The following is a 21,025-nucleotide window of genomic DNA, read 5'->3' on the forward strand; positions in this document are numbered from 1 at the left end:
GGAGCGGCCGGTCGGGGGTCACTTGATCAGGTTGACGGTCATCGGGTAGCGGTAGGGGCTGCCCTCGTTCGCCTTGATGCCGGCGACGATGCCGAAGATGATGCCGACGATCATGGCGCCGAACCCGATCAGGAGCCCCACCAGGATGCAGGTGAGGATCCAGCCGATCAGGGCGATGACCGACCAGAGGAGCTGGAAGTTCAGCGCCGCAACCGCGTGGGCGCGGACCGTCGGCGACTGGTTGCCCCGGGCGAGCAGGGCGATCAGCGGCGCGAGCCAGCCGAGCACGCCACCGCCGAGGAACATCCCCGCCGCGCCGCCGAAGTGGGCGACCAGGACCCAGGTCTTGTCCTCGTTGTTGGCGTAGCCGCCGGAGGGCGGGCCGTACGCGCCGCCGGTCGGATATCCGCCACCGGGCGGGGGGAAGCCGCCACCGGGTGGCGGGTAGCCGGCCGACGGCGGCTGGTCACCGGTGGGCGGCGGATAGCCACCGGGCGGGGGATAGCCGCCCGCCCCGGGGGCCCCGGACAGTGGTGCGGTGGGGGGCTCGTGCCCCGGCGAGCCGTACGGTGCCGACGGGTTCGGCTCCGGCGGGTAGCCGCCGGGGTCGCCCGATCCGGGAGGGCGAGGTGGTTCAGTCATGCACGTCACGGTAGGGGTTGCGGGCAAGCGGGCACCAGAGCGACACCGCCGCGAAGCGGCGGATGTTCGGCCCGCGCAGGCAGGCGACGGCCCGCACCGGGCGGCCGTCGACCGGTCGGCGCGCGCCCGGCCGGGCTCCCACGCGGTGGCTGCCGCACCCGCGGTCCGTCGTTGATCTTACCCAGCACGGGGCAGCCGACGTAGACTGGCACTCGTTACAGTCGAGTGCCAGGCGTCGACGCACCGGCGGAGCGCCGACCTGCGGTGCCGCCGCGCCGCCGGGCCCGACATGCGACAGGAGGTGGCAGGGTGGGTCTGGACGACCGCAAGCTCGCCGTGCTCCGCGCGATCGTCGAGGACTACGTCGCCACCCAGGAGCCGGTCGGCAGCAAGGCGCTGGTCGAGCGGCACCAGCTCGGCGTCTCCCCCGCGACGGTGCGCAACGACATGGCGGTGCTGGAGGAGGAGGGCTACATCCGGCAGCCGCACACCAGCGCCGGACGGGTCCCCACCGACCGGGGCTACCGCCTCTTCGTCGACCGGCTGTCCCGCGTCAAGCCGCTCAGCCCGGCCGAGCGCCGGGCGATCGAGCGCTTCCTGGTGGGCGCGGTCGACCTCGACGACGTGGTGCACCGCACGGTGCGGCTGCTGGCGCAGCTCACCCGCCAGGTCGCCGTGGTGCAATATCCTTCGCTGGCCCGCTCCTCGGTGCGGCACCTGGAGCTGGTGCCGATCTCCACCACCCGGCTGATGCTGGTGATGATCGCCGACACCGGCCGGGTCGAGCAGCGGCTGGTCGAGCTGCCCGCGCCGGTGAGCGCCGACGATGTCACCGACCTGCGCCGGCTGGTCAACGAGAAGCTCGTCGGCAGCCGGCTGTCGGAGACCCCGCCGCTGGTGCAGGCGCTGGTCGAGGAGTCGAGCCCGCACCTGCGTGGCACCATGACCACGCTCTCCACCGTGCTGCTGGAGACGCTGGTCGAGCGGCACGAGGAGCGCATCGCCCTGGCCGGCACCGCCAACCTGACCCGGGGCGGCCTGCTCGACTTCCAGGGGTCCCTGCGGCCCATCCTGGAGGCGCTGGAGGAGGAGGTGGTGATGCTCAAGCTGATCGGCGAGGCCGAGTCGACCACCACCCGCGTGCTGATCGGCGACGAGAACGAGATCGACAACCTGCGGGCCGCCTCGGTGGTGAGCACCGGCTACGGCCCGGGGGCGACCGCGCTCGGCGGACTGGGCGTGGTCGGCCCCACCCGGATGGACTACCCCGGCACCATCGCCACGGTGCGGGCCGTGGCACGCTACGTGGGCGAGCTGCTGGCCCAGAACTGACCAGTCAGGGCCGACGGCCGGCTCCGGCCGACGACCGGCGCAACGCGACAAGAACATGAGGACACGGGACGCAGTGGCCAGGGACTACTACGGCATCCTCGGCGTGAGCCGGGAGGCCTCCGACGACGAGATCAAGCGCGCCTACCGCAAGCTGGCGCGGCAGTTCCACCCGGACGTCAATCCGGACCCGGAGGCACAGGAGAAGTTCAAGGACATCAACGCCGCGTACGAGGTCCTCTCGGACGACCGGAAACGGCAGATCGTCGACCTCGGCGGCGACCCCCTCGCCCCCGGGGGCGGTGGCATGGGCGGCCCGGGCGGGCCCGGCGGGGCCGGCCCGTTCGTCGGCTTCCAGGACATCATGGACGCCTTCTTCGGCGGCGCGGCCGGCGGCTCCCGGGGCCCGCGCCCGCGCACCCGGCCCGGCGCGGACGCGATCCTGCGCCTGGAGCTGGACCTGCACGAGACGGCGTTCGGCGTCGAGGCCCCCATCACCGTCGACACGGCGGTGCTCTGCACCACCTGCTCCGGGGCGGGCACGGCGGCCGGCACCCACCTGGCCACCTGCGAGGCGTGCGGCGGCCGGGGCGAGGTCCAGTCGGTGCAGCGCACCTTCCTCGGCCAGGTGGTCTCCGCCCGGCCGTGCACGGTCTGCCAGGGCTACGGCACCACCATCCCGCACCCCTGCCCGACCTGCACCGGCGACGGGCGGGTGCGCACCCGCCGCTCGCTGACCGTCAAGATCCCCGCCGGGGTCGAGGACGGCATGCGCATCCGGCTCGCCCAGCAGGGCGAGGTCGGCCCGGGCGGCGGCACCGCCGGCGACCTCTACGTCGAGATCCACGAGCGCCCGCACGACGTCTACTCCCGCAAGGGCGACGACCTGCACTGCCGGGTCACCGTCCCGATGACCGCCGCCGCGCTCGGCACCCGGCTGACGATCAAGACCCTCGACAGCGAGGAGACGGTCGACGTCAAGGCCGGCACCCAGCCGGGCAGCACCCTGCGGCTGCGCGCCCGGGGCGTGCCGCACCTGCGCGGCACCGGCCGGGGCGACCTCTACGTCCACCTCGACGTGCGCACCCCGACCAAGCTCGACGCCGACCAGGAGAAGATGCTGCGCGACTTCGCCAAGACCCGGGGCGAGGAGGTCGCCGAGCTGAGCAAGCAGGGCGGCTTCTTCTCCCGGATGCGCGACGCCTTCAACGGGCACGCCTGAGGTGTCGGCGCCGCTGTTCCTGGTCGACGCGCTGCCCACCGGCGACTCGCTGACCCTCGGCGGCCCGGAGGGGCACCACGCGGCCACCGTCCAGCGGCTGCGCACCGGCGAGGAGCTGCTGCTGGCCGACGGCCGGGGCGGCACCGCCGCCGCCGTGGTCACCGCCGTCGGCAGGGGCGCCCTCGACCTGCGGGTCACCTCCCGGGGATACGTCGACGCGCCCGTCCCCCGGCTCGTCGTGGTGCAGGGCATCGCCAAGGGCGACCGGGGCGAGCTGGCCGTGCAGGCGATGACCGAGGTCGGCGTCGACGAGATCGTGCCCTGGGCGGCGGCCCGCTCGGTGGCGCAGTGGCGCGGCGACCGGGGCGTACGGGCCCGGGAGAAGTGGGCGGCGACGGCCCGGGAGGCGGCGAAGCAGGCCCGCCGGGCGTGGCTGCCGGTGGTGGCCGGCGCCCCCGACGAGTCCACGGCCACGGTGGCCCGCCGGATCGCCGGGGCCGCCGCCGCGTTCGTCCTGCACGAGGAGGCGCAGGAGCCGCTGACCGCGGCCAAGCTGCCCGATGCGGGCGAGATCGTGCTGGTCGTCGGCCCGGAGGGCGGCATCACCGACGCGGAGGTGACCGCGTTCACCCAGGCCGGCGCCCGCCCGGTGCGCCTCGGCCCGCACGTGCTGCGCACCTCCACGGCGGGCGTCGCCGCCCTCTGCGTCCTGGCCACCCGCCTGTCCCGCTGGTGACCCGCCTGTCCCGCTGGTGAACCCCCGCTCCGGTCAGGTGCGCAGGTAGGACGCGCCGTTGAGGTCGACGATCGTGCCGGAGGCCCACTCCGCCTCCGCCGACGCCAGCCAGTGGACCGCCGCCGCGATCTCCTCCGGGCGGGCCACCCGGCCGAACGGGCTCTGCGCCCGGATCGTCGCGCCGCCCTCGCCGGCCAGGTGCTCTGTGGTCATGTCGGTCTCCACGAAGCCGGGGGCCACCGTCGCGACCGCGATGCCGTACGGGGCCAGGGCCACCGCGAGGGACTGGCCGAGCGCGTTGAGCCCCGCCTTGCTCGCCCCGTACGCCGGCTGCTCCGGCTCGCCCCGGAACGCGCCCCGCGACGAGACGTTGACGATCCGCCCGCCCCGCCCGCGCATGTGCTGGGCCGCGCACCAGGTCACGTTGGCCGCCCCGGTCAGGTTGGTCTCCAGCACCTGCCGCCAGCGCCGCTGCCACTCGGCGTAGGACGCGCCGAAGACCGGGTGCGGGGCGTTCCGCTCGCCGTACACCCCGGCGTTGTTGACCAGCACGTCCAGCCCGCCGAGGCGGGCCGCCGCGTCGTCGACCATCACCCGTACCGCCTCGGGGTCGGCCAGGTCCGCGCGGACCACGACGTGGCCGTCGCCCGGCAGCTCCGCGCGCAGCCGCTCGGCCAGCTCCCCGGAGCCCCTGTGGTGGATCGCCACCCGGTCCCCGCCCGCCGCGAACCGCGCCGCCACCGCGCGCCCGATGCCCCGCGAGGCCCCCGTCACCAGCACCGCCCGTGAAGTCACGCGGCCATCATGCCCCAGCAGTCCGGCACCACTTACCATGCCCCGATGGGATCCGACTGCCTGTTCTGCCGCATCGTCGCCGGGGAGATCCCGGCCACCGTCGTCCGGGAGACCGCCACCACCCTCGCCTTCCGCGACATCGACCCGAAGGCCCCGGTGCACGTGCTGGTCATCCCCAAGGAGCACTACGCCGACGTGGCGACCCTCGGCCAGGGCGACCCGGCGCTCGCCGGTGAGCTGCTGGCCACGGCCGCCGCCGTGGCCGAGGACGAGGGGCTGCTCGGCGACGGCTTCCGGCTCATGTTCAACACCGGGGCGTACGGCGGCCAGGAGGTCTTCCACGTGCACGCGCACGTGCTCGGCGGCGCGCCGCTGGGCCCGATGCTCTGCCGCTGAGGGGGCGGGCGCGTCCCGCGCGGGCGTCCGTCGCGGGCGCGTCCCGCGCCGGGGTGTTAGGAAGGGGCCCTTCCTATACGGAATGCGTTGGCAAGGGGCCCCTCCTTACACTGCGGGCGTGAGTGGAATCGACGAACGGCTCGGGCGGATGGTGCGGCGGGTCCAGGCCGAGGGGCGGGTGCCGGCGGTCGCGGCGGCCCTGCACCGGGCGGACCGCCCGCTCTGGACCTGCGAGGCCGGCGGCACCGGCAACGACACGGCGCTCGGCCCGCAGACGCTGTTCCGGATCGGCTCGGTCACCAAGACGTTCACCGCCGTGCTGGTCATGCAGTGCCGCGACGCCGGCCTGCTCGACCTCGACGACCCCGTCGGCGCGCACCTCGACGTGCCCGCACACGGCGAGCTGACCGTACGCCGGCTGCTGTCGCACACCTCCGGCCTGCAACGGGAGCCGCACGGCGACGTCTGGGACACCCTGCTCGCCCCCGGGGCGGACGAGCTGCTGGCCGACCTGGCCCGCGCCGAGCGGGTGCTGCCGCCGGCCCGCCGCTTCCACTACTCCAACCTCGGCATGGCCGTGCTCGGCCAGCTCGTCGCCCGGCTGCGCGGCGGCACCTGGGCCGAGGTGCTCGCCGACCGGGTGCTCGCCCCGCTCGGCCTGACCGCCACCACCGACCGGCCGGGCCCGGCGGCGGCCACCGGGTTCCTCGTCGACGCGTACTCCGACGAGGCGCACCCCGAGCCGCCCACCGACTTCGCCGCGGTCGGCCCGGCCGGGCAGCTGTGGAGCACCGCCACCGACATGGCCCGCTGGGCGGCGTTCCTGGCCGACCCGGCGGCGCTCGACCCCACCGGCGCGGTGCTCGCCCCGGCGACGCTCGACGAGATGCGCTGGCCGCTGACCGTCACCGACGAGACGACCTGGGGGGCCGGCTTCGGGCTGGGGCTGATCCTGCTGCCGCAGGGGGAGCGGGTCGTGCACGTCGGCCACGACGGGGCGATGCCCGGCTTCCTCGCCGCCGTCTACGGCCGCCGGGGCGGCGACGGCACCCCCGGGGCGATGGGCGCGGCGGTGCTCGGCTCGTCCGGGACCGGGGTGCAGGTCATGGAGCTGCCGCACCGGCTGCTCGCCGCCGCCGTCGAGCACGACCCGGCCGACGTCGAGCCGTGGCGGCCGGGCCCGCCGGCCCCGGAGCACCTGCGCGGGATGCTGGGCCCGTGGTGGGGCGAGGGCTTCGAGTCCGTCTTCAGCTGGCACGACGGCACGCTGCAGGCCCGCAGCGCGGGAGACCCGGCGGGGAAGCCCCCGGCGGTCTTCGCCCCGCTGCCGGACCGGCCGGACGTGTTCCGCACCGTCTCCGGGCGGGAGGCCGGCGAGCTGCTGCGGCTGACCCGGGACGCGACCGGGGCGGTGGTCCGGCTGCACTGGGCGACGTACCGCTTCACCCGGGGGCAGGAGACCTTCGACGGGTACGACTTCCGGCGCTGACGCCCCCGGCCGGGCCGGCAAGCCGGCGGCCGGGGGAAATGGGCGAGGTGCCGCCGAGCGGGAAACGTTACGATGGGGGTAACGTCCGATCGCCGCGCCAGCAGGGCCCGGCGCCGAGATCGAGAGCAGGTGCGCAGGGCCCCTCGGCCCGACCCATGACCGGCACCCCACCTCCCGGCCCGCCCCGGGTGCAGACCAGGATCACCGTCCCCGACTCGAAGATCATGGTCAACCTGCTGGGCGCGGGCGACGAGATCCTGCGACTCGTCGAGCGTTCGGTCGACAGCGACGTGCACGTCCGCGGCAACGAGATCACCATCACCGGTGCCCCGGCGGACAACGCCATCGCCGAGCGCCTCTTCAGCGAGCTGCTCGAACTGATCGAGAAAGGCGAGACCCTGACCACTGACGCCGTGCGGCGCACCGTCGGGATGCTGGAACAGGGCGGCACCGAGCGGCCCGCCGAGGTCCTGACGCTCAACATCCTCTCCCGGCGCGGGCGCACCATCCGCCCCAAGACGCTCGGGCAGAAGAAGTACGTCGACGCGATCGACGCGCACACCATCGTCTTCGGCATCGGCCCCGCCGGCACCGGCAAGACCTACCTGGCGATGGCGAAGGCCGTCCAGGCCCTCCAGGCCAAGCAGGTCAACCGGATCATCCTGACCCGGCCGGCGGTCGAGGCGGGGGAGCGGCTGGGCTTCCTGCCCGGCACGCTCAACGAGAAGATCGACCCCTACCTGCGCCCGCTCTACGACGCGCTGCACGACATGCTCGACCCGGAGACGATCCCGAAGCTGATGGCGGCCGGGACGATCGAGGTCGCGCCCCTGGCATACATGAGGGGACGGGCGCAGCCGTACGACGCGCGGGTCCTGACCCCGGAGGGGTTCCGGCCGTTCGGGTCGCTGCGGGTCGGTGACCTGGTCATCGGCTCGAACGGCACGCCCACGCCGGTGATCGGCGTCTACCCGCAGGGGCCGAAGCAGGTCTACCGGGTCACCACCCAGGACGGCGCGTCCACCCTCGCCTGCGGCGAGCACCTCTGGACCGTCGCCACGCCCGACGACAAGCGGCGCGGGCGTCGGCGCACCCTCGAAACCCAGGAGATGATCGGCAAGGAGTGGCGGGGCCACACCCGCCGGTACGAGCTGCCGGTCGTCGCGCCCGTGCAACTGGCGCCGCAGGACGTTCCGCTCGACCCGTACGCGCTCGGGCTGCTCCTCGGCGACGGCTCGATCTCGTGCCGCACGACGCCGGCCTTCTCCACCGCGGACCCGGAGCTGGCCGTCGCGCTCGACGAGGCGCTGCCCGGCATCGCCCTCGTCCGCAAGAGCGAGTACGACTACGTGCTCCGGCACGTCGACGGCCACCGGGGTGGGGTCATCGTCGCCAACCCGGTGACGGCCGTGCTGCGTGAACTGGGCCTGGCCGGGGCGACCTCGGGCACCAAGTTCGTGCCCGAGGTCTACAGGAACAACAGCCTCGACGTCCGGCTGGCCGTGCTCCAAGGGCTGCTGGACACCGACGGCGGGCCGGTCGTCCAGGCGGGGCGCACCTGCCGGGTGCAATACGCGACGACGTCGCCGCGGCTGCGGGACGACGTGGTCTACCTGGCCCAGTCGCTCGGCGGGGTGGCCACCTGGCGGGTCCGGGAGGCCGAGGGGCGTAAGCCCGGCCTGGCCAACGGCCGCCCGGTTCCCTACCGCGCCGACGCCTACGTCGTGGAGATCAGGCTTCCTGCCGGCGTCGCGCCGTTCCGCCTGTCGCGCAAGCGTGCGCTGTACGACGAGCATGGCGGTGGCCGGCCGATGCGGTTCATCGACTCGATCATCCCTGCCGGGGTGCAGGAGACGATGTGCATCCAGGTCGCGGCGGAGGACTCGCTGTACGTGACCGACGACTTCCTGGTCACGCACAACACCCTCAACGACGCGTTCATCATCCTCGACGAGGCGCAGAACACCACGCCCGAGCAGATGAAGATGTTCCTCACCCGGCTCGGCTTCGGTTCCAAGATCGTGGTCACCGGCGACGTCACCCAGGTGGACCTTCCCGGCGGGACGACCAGCGGCCTGCGGGTGGTCCGGGAGATCCTGGAGAACGTGGAGGACGTGCACTTCGCGCAGTTGTCCAGCTCCGACGTGGTGCGCCACCGGCTGGTCGGGGAGATCGTCGACGCGTACGCCCGCTGGGACGCCGAGCGGGAGAACCAGCAGGCGCAGGGCGTGCACGCCGTGCCGGGGCGCACCGCCCAGGGCGGCCGGGCCGGCCGGCGCCGACAGACCTAGGGAACCCAGTTGTCCATCGAGATCGCCAACGAGTCCGGTGTCGACGTCGACACCGACGCCGTGCTCGCCGTCGCCCGGCACGCCCTCGACGAGATGGGGGTCAACCCCCTCGCCGAGCTGTCCGTGCTGCTGGTCGACATCGACTACATGACCGAGCTGAACCACCGCTGGATGGGCGGCGACGGCCCGACCGACGTGCTCGCCTTCCCCATGGACGAGGGCAGCGTCGACCACGGGCCGGGCGAGTCCAGCTCGGCCGGCGGGGAGCCGGCGCTGCTGGGCGACATCGTGCTCTGCCCGGAGGTGGCGGCCAAGCAGGCCGCGACGGCCGGCCACTCCTCGGCCGACGAGCTGCACCTGCTCACCGTGCACGGGGTGCTGCACCTGCTCGGCTACGACCACGCCGAGCCGGAGGAGGAGCGGGAGATGTTCGAGCTCCAGGCCCGGCTGCTGGCCAGCTGGCGGTCGACCCGGTCCGCGTGATGCCCGCACAGGTGTCGGCGGCCGGCGCGGCGGCGGGCCTGCCCGACCTGCAACTGCTCGTCTTCGCGGCCGGGCTGGTGGTGCTCGCCGGCCTGATCGCGATGACCGAGGCGGCGCTGGCCGCCGTGTCACCGGCCCGGGCGGCCGAGCTGGCCCGCGACGGGGCCCGGGGCGCGCGCACGCTCCAGGCCGTCGCCGGTGACGTCGTACGCCACCTCAACCTGCTGCTGCTTCTGCGGCTGCTGGCCGAGCTGACCGCCACCACGCTGGTCGCGCTGGTGGCGGTCGACACGTTCGGCGCGGGCTGGCGGGCGGCGCTGGTCACCGCCGGCGCGATGACCGTGATCAGCTTCGTGGTGGTCGGGGTCGGTCCGCGTACCCTCGGCCGGCAGCACGCGTACGCGGTCGGCCGGGCCGTCGCGCCGCTGGTGCGCTGGCTGGGCCGGGCGCTCAACCCGCTGGCGTCGCTGCTGATCCTGATCGGCAACGCGGTCACCCCGGGGCGCGGCTTCCGGGAGGGGCCGTTCGCCACCCAGGTGGAGCTGCGCGAGCTGGTCGACCTGGCCGAGCAGCGGGGCGTCGTCGAGCACGGCGAGCGGCAGATGATCCACTCGGTGTTCGCGCTCGGCGACACCATCGCCCGCGAGGTGATGGTGCCGCGCACCGAGATGGTGTGGATCGAGGAGAGCAAGACCCTCTCCCAGGCCCTCGCCCTGTTCCTGCGCTCCGGCTTCTCCCGCATCCCGGTGATCGGGGAGAGCGTCGACGACGTGCTCGGCGTGCTCTACCTCAAGGACCTGATCCGCCGCACCCAGGGCGGCGACCCGGCGGCGTCCCGGCTGCCGGTGTCGGAGCTGATGCGCCCGGCGACGTTCGTCCCGGAGTCCAAGCCGGTCGACGACCTGCTGTCGGAGATGCAGGCCGCGCGCAACCACCTGGTCATCGTCGTCGACGAGTACGGGGGCACCGGCGGCCTCGTCACGATCGAGGACATCCTGGAGGAGATCGTCGGCGAGATCACCGACGAGTACGATGTCGAACGCCCGCCGGTCGAACGGCTGGCGGACGGCGCGGTGCGGGTCACCGCCCGGCTGCCCGTCGAGACCCTCGGCGAGCTGTTCGACGTCGAGCTGCCCGCCGACGAGGTCGAGACGGTCGGCGGTCTGCTCGCCCAGGCCCTGGGCCGGGTCCCGATCCCCGGCGCGGAGGCCGAGGTGGCCGGGCTGCGCCTGGTCGCCGAGGGCACCACCGGCCGGCGCAACCGGATCGACACCGTGCTGGTGAGCCGGGTCGAGCCGACCGACCATCCCGACACCACCCCCGGGCGCGGCGAGCCCGCCGAGTCCCGGGGCACCCAGAACCGAGCCGAGGAGAGGCAACCCGCCGATGCCTGAGTCACCCGCCGCGCCCGCCGCCCTGCCCACCCCGTCCGCGCCGGTCGAGCTGAGCGCCGAGGACGGCAAGCTGGTCATCCTCGCCCGAGGGGCCCGGGGCCGGGTGGGCGCCGTGGAGGGAGCCGCGGTGCGCGACCAGGACGGCCGGACGTACGCGGCGGCGAGCGTGTCGCTGCCCTCGCTGACCCTCACCGCCCTCCAGCTCGCGGTGGCCTCCGCCGTGGCAGCCGGGGCGACCCGGCTGGAGGCCGCCGTCGTGGTGACCGAGGCGTCGACCCTGGACGGGGCGGGGCACGCCGCCGTCCGTGACCTCGCCGCCGACGCGCCGATCCACGTGGCCGCGCCGGACGGCACCGTCCTCGGCACGGTGGTCGAGTGAGCGACGTGCGGGGTGGCCGGGCGGGCGACGTCGGCGGCGGGGGAGCGCGCCCGTACCGGGCGGGGTTCGCCTGCTTCGTGGGCCGGCCGAACGCCGGCAAGTCGACGCTGACCAACGCCATCGTCGGCACGAAGATCGCGATCACCTCGAACAAGCCGCAGACCACCCGGCACGTCATCCGGGCCGTGCTGCACCGGCCGGAGTCGCAGCTCGTCCTGGTCGACACCCCCGGGCTGCACCGCCCCCGCACGCTGCTCGGCGAGCGGCTCAACGACCTGGTCCGCTCCACCTGGAGCGAGGTCGACGTGATCGGCCTGTGCATCCCGGCCGACGAGCCGGTCGGCCGGGGCGACCGGTTCATCACCGGGGAGCTGGCCGAGCTGAAGGCCACCGTGCTGGCGGTGGTGACCAAGACCGACCTGGTGGACAAGAAGCGGCTGGCCGAGCAACTGCTCGCGGTCAGCGAGCTGGGCGAGTTCGCCGCCGTGGTGCCGGTCAGCGCGGTCTCCGGGCACCAGCTCGACACGCTGGTCGACGTGATGACCGGCTACCTGCCCGAGTCGCCGCAGCTCTACCCGGACGACATGCTCACCGACGACCCGGAGCAGGTGCTGGTCGCCGAGCTGATCCGGGAGGCGGCCCTGGAGGGGGTCCGCGACGAGCTGCCGCACTCCATCGCCGTGGTGGTGGAGGAGATGATCCCCGAGGGCAACCTCATGAAGATCTACGCCGACGTGTACGTCGAGCGACCCAGCCAGAAGGCCATCGTGATCGGGCACCGGGCCAGCCGGCTCAAGGAGGTCGGCACCACCGCCCGCCGGCAGATCGAGGAGCTGCTCGGCACCCGCGTCTACCTGGACCTGCACGTCCGCGTGGCCAAGGACTGGCAACGCGACCCCAAACAACTCCGCAAACTGGGCTTCTAACCCCCACCCCACGCCCCGCCCCACGTGCCGGATCGGTGGGCCGGGGCGGTGTGGGTGCGGGTGGGGGCGTTGCCGGTTTCTGGCGGAAGAATGGCGTTTCTCACTTTCGGGGCGGCTCCCTGGGCGTTTTGCGGCGGTGGGCCGGAGGGTAGGAAGCCGTTGCCCCCTCTGCTCCCGACCGGAAGCCGGCTGATGCGAAACCGGTACCTGGACCTGCTCCGTGCCCTGGCGATCGTCCGTGTCGTCGTCTACCACGTGACCGGATGGGCCACGCTGACCCTGGTCTTCCCGGCCATGTCGGTGATGTTCGCGCTCGCCGGTTCGCTGATGGCGGCGTCGCTGGACCGGTCCGGCCCGCCGGCCGTAGGCCGGCGGCTGCGCCGCCTGTTGCCCTCGCTGTGGGTGCTGGCCGCGGTCTTCGTCCCTGCCATGCTGCTCACCGGGCTGCCGCTGACACCCAAGGTGCTGCTGTGGGCGTTCCCGGTCGCCGACCCGCCGGCCAACTACTGGGGGGCGCTGGCGCTCAGCGTGATCTGGTATCTGCGCGACTACCTGTGGTTCGTGTTCGCCTCGCCCGTCGCCCTGTGGCTGTTCCGGCGGGCCCCGTGGCCCACCCTGCTCGCCCCGTACGCGCTGCTGGCCACCATCGAGTTCGGACTGTTCCCCGCCGCGCCCACCGTGCTGCGGGAGTTCGGCCTCTACTTCGGCGCGTGGCTGCTCGGCTTCGCCCACCACGACGGCCTGCTGCGGCGTACGGCCAATCGGGTGCTGGTCCCGGCGGCGCTGGCCCTCGGCGTCGCCGGGGCGGCCTGGATCGCCACCCATCCCGGGCCGCGCGGGTACGACCTGAACGACATCCCGCTGGGCAACGCGTTGTGGTCGGCCGCGTTCATCCTCGTGGCGATCGGCCGGGCCCCGGCGTCGGCGGCCTGGGTGGACCGGTCCGCCGTGGCGGGCCGGGCGGTGACGGTGCTGAACCGGCGGGCGCTCACCGTCTACCTGTGGCACATGCCGTTCGTGGTGGCGCTCACCCCGCTGGTCGACGTGGTCGGCTGGTCCCATCAGGACCCGGTGGGCCTGGCGATCCGGGTGGTGCTGGTCTTCGCGCTGGTCGGCGCGGTCACCGCGGCGGTCGGCTGGGTCGAGGACGTCGCCGCCCGCCGGCCCCCGGAGCTGTTCCCCGGCGGCGCTCGCCCCGAACCGCGCACCCGAACCGGGGCCGGAGCGGGAGCCGGAACCGGGGCCGCCGCCGGCCGCCCCGTGCCGGCCGGCGGCAGCCCCGTGCCCGTCAGCCCGGCGCCGGCCGGCTACGACCGGGCGGTGCTGCCCGCGCCCCGCGCCCCCGAGGAGCACACCCTCAAGCTCAGCGCGCGGTGACCGTCACGTTGCCGCTGTCGGCGGCCACGTCGAGCAGCAGCGACGCGCCCGGGTCGTCGACGATGCCCAGCTCGGCCTCGCCGGAGTCGACGTCCGAGCGCACCCGGTACCGGCCGGCGGGCACGACGAGCTGCACGTCGCCGCTGGCGGCGTGCGCCCGCACCGAGGCCGGGACGGCCAGCTCGACGGTGACGCCGCCGGATTCGGCCTCGGCGTCCACCTGGCCGCCCAGGCGGCTGCCCGTGATGTCGCCCGACGAGGTGCGCAGGGTCGCCGGGCCGCGTACGTCGTCGACCTCGACGTTGCCGGAGCTGGCCTCGGCGCGGACCGCCCCGGTCGCCCGGGTGATCTCCAGGTTCCCCGAGTCGAGCCGGAAGTCCACCTCGCCGACCCGGCTCAGCACCACGTTGCCCGACCCGGTCGCGCCGCTCACGGCGACGCCCTCCGGGGCGTTCACCTCGTAGGAGATCGTGCAGCGCGAGCCGCAGTCGGTGTCGAGCACCAGCTCGTCGCCCCGGATCTCGTACCGGGCCTCGGGCTGGTCGCCGTGGTAGCGCAGCACCCGCTTGATCCGCACCTGGCCGGCGGGGCCGCCGCCGACGACCGTCACGTCGCCCGAGCCGGGCAGCACGGTGACCCGGGCGATCCGCGTCGACTCGACGTCGTCGAAGTCCAGCCGGCGCAGCGACAGGTTGTCGCACCCGGCGAGGAGGATCAGGGCGGCGGCGACGGCCCCGACCGCGACGGCGCGGGCGGGGACGCCGCGGGTGGGGCGGGTGGCGTGGGCGGTCGGGTGCGAGGCCATGGCCGGCACGCTACGGCCGGTCCGGCCCGCCGCGCATCGGGGATCACCCGCCGGGCACCCCGATTCGACCCTGATTCCGTGGGCCGGGAGAGAATGATCGGATGGCCGGGTACCGCCGACAGCTCTACCGCGACGACGCGGTGGTCCTGCGCGTGCAGAAGCTCGGCGAGTCCGACCGGATCATCACCCTGCTGACCCGCCGGCACGGGCGGCTGCGCGCGGTGGCCCGGGGGGTCCGCCGCACCACCAGCAAGTTCGGTGCCCGGCTGGAGCCGTTCGGCCACGTCGACGTGCAGCTCGCCGGCGACCCGAAGGGCAACACCGGCAGCTCGCTGCACAGCGTCAGCCAGGTCGAGGGGATCGACCTGTACGGCAAGCGGTTCCTCGGCGACTATCCGCGCTACACGGCGGCCAGCGCGATCGCCGAGACCGCCGAGCGGCTCACCCCGGTCGAGCGGGAGCCGTCGCTGCGGCTGTTCCAGCTCACCCTCGGCGCGCTCAAGTCGCTCGCCCGGGGCGAGCACGCCACCACGCTGGTGCTCGACGCGTACCTGCTGCGGGGGATGGCCCTGGCGGGCTGGGCGCCCGCGCTGACGGCCTGCGCGGTCTGCGGCACCCCCGGGCGGCACCGGGCGTTCTCCGTGCCGGCCGGGGGCGCGGTCTGCCCGGACTGCCGGCCCCCCGGCGCGGCCCATCCCGCCCCGGCGACCGTCGACCTGATGTCCGCGCTCACCACCGGCGACTGGGTGCTCGCCGACGCCACCGAGACCGGCGTACGCCGGGAGTGCAGCGGCCTGGTCGCGGCGCACCTGCAGTGGCACCTGGAGCGCGCGCTACGCTCGCTGCCGCTGGTCGACCGGGGCGGCCCGACGGCCGGCGGTGCCGCCGCCGTGGACAGGGGGAAGACCGAGTGATCCGATCGATGAGGGCCGGCCGGCGTGAGCCGGTGCCGCCGACTCCGCACCCGTCGGGCGCCCGGCCCCCGGCGCTGCCGGCCGACGCCCTGCCCAAGCACGTCGCGATCGTCATGGACGGCAACGGCCGGTGGGCCAAGGAGCGGGGGCTGCCCCGCACCAAGGGCCACGAGCAGGGCGAGCACAGCCTCTTCGACACCATCGAGGGCGCGATCGAGCTGGGCATCCCCTACCTGTCGGCGTACGCGTTCTCCACGGAGAACTGGCGGCGCTCCCCGGACGAGGTCCGGTTCCTGATGGGCTTCAACCGGGACGTCATCCGTCGCCGCCGCGACCAGCTCGTCGACCTGGGCGTGCGGGTCGTCTGGTCGGGCCGTGCCGGCCGGCTGTGGAAGAGCGTCATCTCCGAGTTGCAGACGGCCGAGGAGATGTCCCGGGGCAACTCGACGCTGACGCTGCAGTTCTGCGTCAACTACGGCGGGCAGGCCGAGATCGCCGACGCCGCCGCCGCGATCGCCCGCGACGTGGCGGCCGGCCGGCTCGACCCGGAGCGGGTCACCGAGAAGACCGTGGCGAAGTACCTCTACCACCCGGAGGTCCCCGACGTGGACCTCTTCCTCCGCCCGTCCGGCGAGGAGCGGATCTCCAACTTCCTGCTGTGGCAGACCGCGTACGCGGAGCTGGTGTTCCTCGACACCCTCTGGCCCGACTTCGACCGCCGCCACCTGTGGTACGCGTGCGAGCTGTACGCCCAGCGGGACCGCCGGTTCGGCGGGGCGCTGCCCAACCCGGTCGCCCCGCCGCAGCCCTGACCGGTCCGCAGCCCTGACCGGCCCGTAGGGACGCTTACCGGCGCGGCCGGTGGGGTATCACCTCCGGCAACGGACCCGACGGCGGAGGTGAACCCACATGATTCAGAAGCGGATTGCCCAGTGGGCGGTCATGGCGGTCGCCGTGCCGCTGGCGGCGGCCGGCGCGCGCCGGCTCAGCCACACGCTGGAGGCCCGGCGCGGCCCGACCGGCGTGACCCGGATGCTGACCAGGGGCGCCGACCTGCTGCGCCCGCAGAAGACGAAGCGCCGCCGGTTCTTCTGACCCGACCGGTTCTCCCCGACCCGACCGCGCCGGTGCCGCCCCCGAACCCCGGGGGTCGGCACCGGCGCGGTGGCGCTGCGGCTCAGGCCTCCACTTCGGAGCGGCCCTCGGTGGCCCACAGGGTGTGGAACGAGCCGTCCCGGTCCACCCGGCGGTAGGTGTGCGCGCCGAAGTTGTCCCGCAGCCCCTGCAGCAGCGCGGCGGGCAGCCGCTCGGCGCGCAGCCCGTCGAAGTACGCCAGCGACGACGAGAACGCCGGCGTCGGCACCCCGGCCCGTGCCGCGTCGATGACGACCCGCCGCCAGCTCGGCACGCCCGCGCTGACCGCCTCGGCGAAGTACGGCGCGACCAGCAGCGACGGCAGCTCCGGCTCGGCGTCGTACGCCTCCTTGATCCGGTCCAGGAAGCGGGCCCGGATGATGCAGCCGCCCCGCCAGATCGTGGCGGTGCCGCCCAGGTCGATGTCCCAGTCGTACTCGCTGCTGCCGGCGCGGATGTGGTCGAAGCCCTGCGCGTACGCGACGATCTTGCTGGCCAGCAGCGCGCGCCGCACGTCCTCGACGAAGGTGTCGCGGTCCTCGACCTGCCACTTCTCCCCGGCGTCGCCGAAGGCGCGGCGGGCGGCCTCGCGCTGGCCGGCGTGCCCGGACAGCGACCGGGCGAACGTCGCCTCGGCGATGCCGGTGATCGGGATGCCCAGGTCGAGCGCGCTCTGCACCGTCCAGCGGCCGGTGCCCTTCTGCTCGGCCTGGTCGAGCACCACGTCCACGAACGCCCGGCCGGTCGCCGCGTCGGTGTGCCCGAGGACCTCGGCGGTGATCTCGATGAGGAACGACTCCAGCTCGCCGGTGTTCCACTCCCGGAAGATCTCCGCGATCTCCGCCGGGCTCGCCGACAGCCCCGCCCGCAGCAGGTCGTACGCCTCGGCGATGAGCTGCATGTCGGCGTACTCGATGCCGTTGTGGACCATCTTGACGAAGTGGCCGGCGCCGTCGGGGCCGATGTGCCGGCAGCACGAGGTGCCGTCCACCTGCGCGGCGATCTTCTCGAACATCGGGCCGAGCTTCGCGTACGACTCGGCGGAGCCGCCCGGCATGATGCTGGGCCCGAGCAGCGCGCCCTCCTCGCCGCCGGACACGCCGGTGCCGGAGAAGTGCAGCCCCTTGGCGCGCAGCGCCTCCTCCCGCCGCCGCGTGTCGGCGAAGTGGGCGTTGCCGCAGTCGACGATGATGTCGCCCTCGTCGAGCAGCGGCACCAGCTCGTCGATCACCGCGTCGGTGGGTGCGCCCGCCTTGACCATGATGATCACGGCGCGGGGGCGTTCCAGCGAGCCGACGAAGTCCGCCAGGGACTCGGACGGCACGAACGTCCCCTCGTCACCGTGCTCGGCGACCAGGCTGCGGGTCCGCTCCGGCGACCGGTTGTGCACCGCCACCGTGAACCCGTTCCGGGCCAGGTTGCGGGCCAGGTTCCGGCCCATCACCGCCAGCCCCGTCACGCCGATCTGCGCCGTCGCCTGTTGCGTCATCCGTACCCGCCACCTCTCGCGTCGCCTGTAGTGCTGCGACGGTATCGCGCCGCCCGCCGGGCCGGGACCGGTGGTCGACGCGGTGTCACAGTGTGGTGGCGTCCGCCCCGCCGTCGCCGCGCTGACCTGCGGGTCAGCCGATCAGCGGGCGGAACGTGCCCAGGGCGACGCTGACCGCCAGCGCCGCCCCGGCCAGCGCCGCCGCCCCGGCGACCAGCAGCCCGTCGGCGGGGCCGAACCGCTGCCGCCGGGCGACCGTGCGCGGCGTGGCCGCGTCGAAGCCCCGGGCGTCCATCGCCACCGCCAGCCGGGTGCCCCGCCGGATCGCGCCGACCAGCAGCGCGAACGCGGTCGAGACGAACAGCCGCAGCCGGGCCACCGGGTTACGGCCGGCGTCCACCCCGCGCGCCCGCCGGGCCATGCTGATCATCTGCCACTCCTGGCCGAGCAGCGGCACCAGCCGGAACGCCGCCAGCGCGCCGATTGCGAAGCGGGCCGGGGCCCTCGCGTTCTGCACCAGCGCGTCGGCCAGGTCGGTCGGGTCGGTGGTGGCGAAGACGATCACGCCGGGCAGCGCCACCGCGAGCATGCGCAGGGCCAGCCCGAGCGCGGTCAGCAGCACCCCGCTGGTGACCGCCACCGGCCCCGCCTCGACCAGCGTCCGGCCAGTGCGCTCGGCGGCGAACAGGACCAGGGTCACCACGATGCCGGCGGCGCTGAGCAGCAGCGGGGCGGCCCGGCGGGCGAGCACCCCGTACCGGATGCCGAACAGCGGCAGCACGGCCAGCTCGACGCCGATGGCGACGGCCGGCGCCACCGGGTCGAGGGTGGCGAGCAGGGTGAACGAGAAGACCAGCGCGGCGGCGACCTTCGCCACGGGGTTGCGCCGGGCCAACGGGGCGCCGGGCACGGCCACCGGAGAGATGCTGATCACGCCGCCACCGCCCGTCTGCGGCCGGTGCCGGTCACGCCGCCACCGCCGCCGGGTCGCGGGCCAGGGTGAGCCGCCGGTCGGCCAGGGCCGCCACGAAGTCCGCGTCGTGGGTGACGGCGACGACGCCGTGCCCGCCGTCGCGCAGCTCGGCGAACAGGTCCACCAGCTCCAGCCAGGTGCGCCGGTCCTGGCCGAAGGTGGGCTCGTCGCAGACCAGCAGGCGGGGCGCGGTGGCCAGGGCCGTCGCCACGCTCAGCCGCCGCGCCTCCCCACCCGAGAGGGTGTACGGGTTCGCGCGCGCCAGCCGGGCCAGGCGCAGCCGGTCCAGCAGCCCGTCGACGGTGGCCCGGACGGCGGCCTCGCCGTGGCCGGTGCGGCGCGGGCCGAGGGCCAGCTCGTCGTAGACCGTGCCGGTGACGAACTGGTGCTCCGGGTCCTGGAAGACCGACCCGATCCGGCGGGCCAGGGCGGGGGCCCGCCAGCGGTGCGGCGCGGTGGCGGCGTCCCGCCCGGCCAGCTCCCGGGTCGCCGCCACCTGCCCGGCCCCGGGCCGCAGCAGGCCGCCCAGCAGCAGCGCCAGGGTCGACTTGCCCGCACCGTTCGGGCCGAGGACGGCGAGCGCCTCGCCGGCGCGTACCGCCAGGTCGGTCGGGGCGAGGCGGGGCGGCAGGGCGGCCCCGTCGGCGGTGAGCAGCGCCTCGCCGGGGGCGGCGGTGGCCCGCCGGGGCGGCACCGTCCGGCCGGGCACCCAGACCCCCTCGGCGGCGAGCGCGTCGCCGTGTGCGGCGAAGACGGCCTCCGGCGGCCCGTCGGCGCGCACGCCGCCGCCCGGCTCCAGCACCACCACCCGGTCGACCAGCGGCAGCGCCTCGGCGACCCGGTGCTCGACCAGGACCAGCGCGGTGTCGGCGGTGACGGCGTCGGCCACGGCCCGGCGGACCAGCGCCGCCCCGGCCGGGTCGAGGTTGGCGGTCGGCTCGTCGAGCAGCAGCAGCCCCGGCCGCGGGGCGAGCGCTCCGGCCAGCGCGAGCCGCTGCTGCTCGCCGCCGGAGAGGGCGGCGGTCGGACGGTCCCGGTCGTACGGGAAGCCGACCCGGCGCAGCGCCTCGTCCACCCGGGGCCAGATCTCACCGGCGGGCACGCCCCGGTTCTCCAGCCCGAACGCGACGTCGTCGCCGCAGCGGGCCATCACGAGCTGGCTCTCCGGGTCCTGGAAGACGATGCCGACCCGGTCCCGGTCGGCGCGGGGATCGACGCCGTCGACCTCGACGGTGCCCTCCTGCTCGCCCGAGTCGTCGGACAGCAGCCCGGCCAGCGCGGCCAGCAGCGTGCTCTTGCCGGCCCCGGAGGGCCCCAGCAGCAGCACCCGCTCGCCGGCCTCGACGCTCAGGTCCACCCCGCGCACCGCCCAGGCCCGCCGCCCGGCGTGCCGCCACCCGAACCCCCGCAACACCACCCGTGCCGTCACCCGTCCCCCTTCCCGGTCGGCCTGTGGACGCTCCCGCTAGATCGGGGTGCGGGCGCGGGCGGCGGGGAAGCGGTCCAGGGCGCCCGTGGTGAGCAGGGCGCGCAGGAGGGCCCACGCGCCCGCGCCCGCGATGATCGTGGCGCTGACCACGGTGAGCAGGGCGTACGGGAGGCGGTAGCCGGTCAGGTCGTACTCGGCGTTCCACACGAGGAAGTCGAACAGGGCGGCGCCGACGCCGGTGAGCGCCCCGGCGAGCAGCGCGGTCGGCAGCCGGAAGGAGCGGTAGCGGAACGCGGCGAACGCCAGCTCCGCGCCGAGGCCCTGGACCATGCCCTGCGGGATCACCGTGCCGGCCCACTGGCTGCCCAGCAGGGCGGACAGGACGGCGGCGACGGTCTCGCAGTACAGGGCCGCGCCCGGCTTGCGGATCACCAGGCCGCCGAGCACGGCCGGCATCAGCCAGACGCCGTAGAGCAGGGTCTGCGCGGGCGGGAAGAACGCGAACGCCCCCTCGGTGGCGCTCCAGACCAGGCCCCAGGCCCAGAAGATGACGCCGAAGGCGACGGCGATCACCGAGGCGACCACGATGTCGATCGTGCGCCAGCGGTTGCTGTCGGTGTGGTTCATGGTGGCTCCCAGTCCTTGACGAACCAGGAGAAGACGCACGCCGCGCCCGGTGGCACCGGACGTCGACGCGGCTGGAGGTCGACCGAACTCCCTGCGCTGGCATTACCCAGATCAGGTTCGAGGGTCTGCGGGCGGTGCCCGCACTCTCAGCGCTGTGCGCTCCCCTGTCGGATGTGAAGTTGTCTCCCCGACGCT

The 21,025-nt window shown here is 74.7% G+C and carries 20 protein-coding genes, 3 pseudogenes and 1 riboswitch; of the genes and pseudogenes, 16 read left to right on the forward strand and 7 right to left on the reverse strand.

Features of this window, described 5'->3' with window-relative positions:
* Window positions 1–18 precede the first annotated feature (18 nt).
* Entirely contained in the window at window positions 19–642 is a 624-nt protein-coding gene (locus tag TK50_RS21930) for a DUF4870 domain-containing protein (RefSeq protein WP_043966777.1), read from the reverse strand.
* Window positions 643–951: 309 nt separating this feature from the next.
* Here TK50_RS21930 and hrcA point away from each other — a divergent pair, with 309 nt between their 5' ends.
* The 3 genes from hrcA (at window position 952) to TK50_RS21945 (ending at window position 3,929) form a co-directional block, all read left to right on the forward strand.
* A complete protein-coding gene (hrcA, locus tag TK50_RS21935; RefSeq protein WP_043966779.1) occupies window positions 952–1,974 on the forward strand; it encodes a heat-inducible transcriptional repressor HrcA in 1,023 nt (340 codons plus the stop codon).
* 73 nt (window positions 1,975–2,047) lie between these two features.
* A complete protein-coding gene (dnaJ, locus tag TK50_RS21940) occupies window positions 2,048–3,193 on the forward strand; it encodes a molecular chaperone DnaJ (RefSeq protein ID WP_176734858.1) in 1,146 nt (381 codons plus the stop codon).
* A gap of 1 nt (window position 3,194) precedes the next feature.
* Window positions 3,195–3,929 (forward strand): 16S rRNA (uracil(1498)-N(3))-methyltransferase, encoded by a 735-nt coding sequence (locus TK50_RS21945; protein WP_043966783.1) that lies wholly within the window; start codon window positions 3,195–3,197, stop codon window positions 3,927–3,929.
* Between the two features lie 33 nt (window positions 3,930–3,962).
* On the opposite strand, the gene TK50_RS21950 is transcribed toward TK50_RS21945, so the two are convergent.
* Window positions 3,963–4,724 carry an SDR family NAD(P)-dependent oxidoreductase gene (locus TK50_RS21950; protein ID WP_043966785.1) on the reverse strand — a complete coding sequence of 254 codons (762 nt, stop codon included), beginning with the start codon at window positions 4,722–4,724 and terminating at the stop codon, window positions 3,963–3,965.
* Between the two features lie 45 nt (window positions 4,725–4,769).
* On the opposite strand from TK50_RS21950, the gene TK50_RS21955 reads away from it, so the two are divergent.
* From TK50_RS21955 to TK50_RS21990, 10 genes and pseudogenes are all read left to right on the forward strand, one after another.
* On the forward strand, window positions 4,770–5,120 hold the full coding sequence (locus TK50_RS21955) for a histidine triad nucleotide-binding protein (RefSeq protein WP_043966787.1): 351 nt from the start codon (window positions 4,770–4,772) through the stop codon (window positions 5,118–5,120).
* Between the two features lie 82 nt (window positions 5,121–5,202).
* Window positions 5,203–6,609, forward strand: a complete 1,407-nt coding sequence (locus tag TK50_RS21960; RefSeq protein ID WP_422119954.1) for a serine hydrolase domain-containing protein — start codon at window positions 5,203–5,205, stop codon at window positions 6,607–6,609.
* Between the two features lie 155 nt (window positions 6,610–6,764).
* Window positions 6,765–7,460 (forward strand): annotated as a pseudogene (locus tag TK50_RS35020) (PhoH family protein); the annotation flags it as partial.
* A 258-nt stretch (window positions 7,461–7,718) separates the two neighbouring features.
* Window positions 7,719–8,267 (forward strand): annotated as a pseudogene (locus TK50_RS35025) (LAGLIDADG family homing endonuclease); the annotation flags it as partial.
* Between the two features lie 264 nt (window positions 8,268–8,531).
* A pseudogene (locus TK50_RS35030) lies at window positions 8,532–8,900 on the forward strand (PhoH family protein); the annotation flags it as partial.
* A gap of 9 nt (window positions 8,901–8,909) precedes the next feature.
* Window positions 8,910–9,383 (forward strand): rRNA maturation RNase YbeY, encoded by a 474-nt coding sequence (gene ybeY / locus TK50_RS21970; RefSeq protein WP_043966793.1) that lies wholly within the window; start codon window positions 8,910–8,912, stop codon window positions 9,381–9,383.
* Window positions 9,359–10,777, forward strand: a complete 1,419-nt coding sequence (locus TK50_RS21975) for a hemolysin family protein (protein WP_043969227.1) — start codon at window positions 9,359–9,361, stop codon at window positions 10,775–10,777. Before ybeY ends, TK50_RS21975 begins: the two co-directional genes overlap by 25 nt.
* The gene (locus TK50_RS21980) at window positions 10,770–11,156 is read left to right on the forward strand and encodes a hypothetical protein (protein WP_043966794.1); all 387 of its coding nucleotides are present in this window, start codon (window positions 10,770–10,772) and stop codon (window positions 11,154–11,156) included. Before TK50_RS21975 ends, TK50_RS21980 begins: the two co-directional genes overlap by 8 nt.
* Before the next feature lie 5 nt (window positions 11,157–11,161).
* A complete protein-coding gene (gene era / locus TK50_RS21985; protein ID WP_043969228.1) occupies window positions 11,162–12,082 on the forward strand; it encodes a GTPase Era in 921 nt (306 codons plus the stop codon).
* A 192-nt stretch (window positions 12,083–12,274) separates the two neighbouring features.
* On the forward strand, window positions 12,275–13,459 hold the full coding sequence (locus TK50_RS21990) for an acyltransferase family protein (protein ID WP_043966795.1): 1,185 nt from the start codon (window positions 12,275–12,277) through the stop codon (window positions 13,457–13,459).
* On the opposite strand, the gene TK50_RS21995 is transcribed toward TK50_RS21990, so the two are convergent.
* Window positions 13,446–14,264, reverse strand: coding sequence for a DUF4097 family beta strand repeat-containing protein (locus tag TK50_RS21995; protein WP_082106815.1), 819 nt, complete (start codon window positions 14,262–14,264; stop codon window positions 13,446–13,448). The genes TK50_RS21990 and TK50_RS21995 overlap by 14 nt on opposite strands.
* A 101-nt stretch (window positions 14,265–14,365) precedes the next feature.
* Between TK50_RS21995 and recO the strand changes: the two genes are divergently transcribed.
* The 3 genes from recO to TK50_RS22010 all read left to right on the forward strand — a co-directional run bounded on the left by recO (window position 14,366) and on the right by TK50_RS22010 (window position 16,273).
* Window positions 14,366–15,178 (forward strand): DNA repair protein RecO, encoded by an 813-nt coding sequence (gene recO, locus TK50_RS22000; protein ID WP_043966796.1) that lies wholly within the window; start codon window positions 14,366–14,368, stop codon window positions 15,176–15,178.
* 8 nt (window positions 15,179–15,186) lie between these two features.
* Window positions 15,187–15,990, forward strand: coding sequence for an isoprenyl transferase (locus tag TK50_RS22005; RefSeq protein ID WP_144420451.1), 804 nt, complete (start codon window positions 15,187–15,189; stop codon window positions 15,988–15,990).
* Between the two features lie 97 nt (window positions 15,991–16,087).
* Entirely contained in the window at window positions 16,088–16,273 is a 186-nt protein-coding gene (locus TK50_RS22010; RefSeq protein ID WP_043966798.1) for a hypothetical protein, read from the forward strand.
* Between the two features lie 82 nt (window positions 16,274–16,355).
* Here TK50_RS22010 and gndA read toward each other — a convergent pair whose 3' ends face one another.
* The 4 genes from gndA to TK50_RS22030 all read right to left on the reverse strand — a co-directional run bounded on the left by gndA (window position 16,356) and on the right by TK50_RS22030 (window position 20,830).
* A complete protein-coding gene (gndA, locus tag TK50_RS22015; protein ID WP_043966799.1) occupies window positions 16,356–17,801 on the reverse strand; it encodes an NADP-dependent phosphogluconate dehydrogenase in 1,446 nt (481 codons plus the stop codon).
* 133 nt (window positions 17,802–17,934) lie between these two features.
* Window positions 17,935–18,735: an energy-coupling factor transporter transmembrane component T family protein gene (locus TK50_RS22020; RefSeq protein WP_043966800.1), complete on the reverse strand. Its 801-nt coding sequence runs from the start codon at window positions 18,733–18,735 to the stop codon at window positions 17,935–17,937.
* Window positions 18,736–18,766: 31 nt separating this feature from the next.
* The gene (locus TK50_RS22025; protein WP_043966801.1) at window positions 18,767–20,203 is read right to left on the reverse strand and encodes an ABC transporter ATP-binding protein; all 1,437 of its coding nucleotides are present in this window, start codon (window positions 20,201–20,203) and stop codon (window positions 18,767–18,769) included.
* A gap of 36 nt (window positions 20,204–20,239) precedes the next feature.
* Window positions 20,240–20,830: an ECF transporter S component gene (locus TK50_RS22030; RefSeq protein ID WP_043966802.1), complete on the reverse strand. Its 591-nt coding sequence runs from the start codon at window positions 20,828–20,830 to the stop codon at window positions 20,240–20,242.
* A gap of 70 nt (window positions 20,831–20,900) precedes the next feature.
* A riboswitch (TPP riboswitch) is annotated at window positions 20,901–21,006 on the reverse strand.
* Between the last annotated feature and the right edge of the window lie 19 nt (window positions 21,007–21,025).

Origin of the sequence: Micromonospora haikouensis, from assembly GCF_000876225.1 — a bacterium.
Classification (GTDB): Bacteria; Actinomycetota; Actinomycetes; order Mycobacteriales; family Micromonosporaceae; genus Micromonospora; species Micromonospora haikouensis.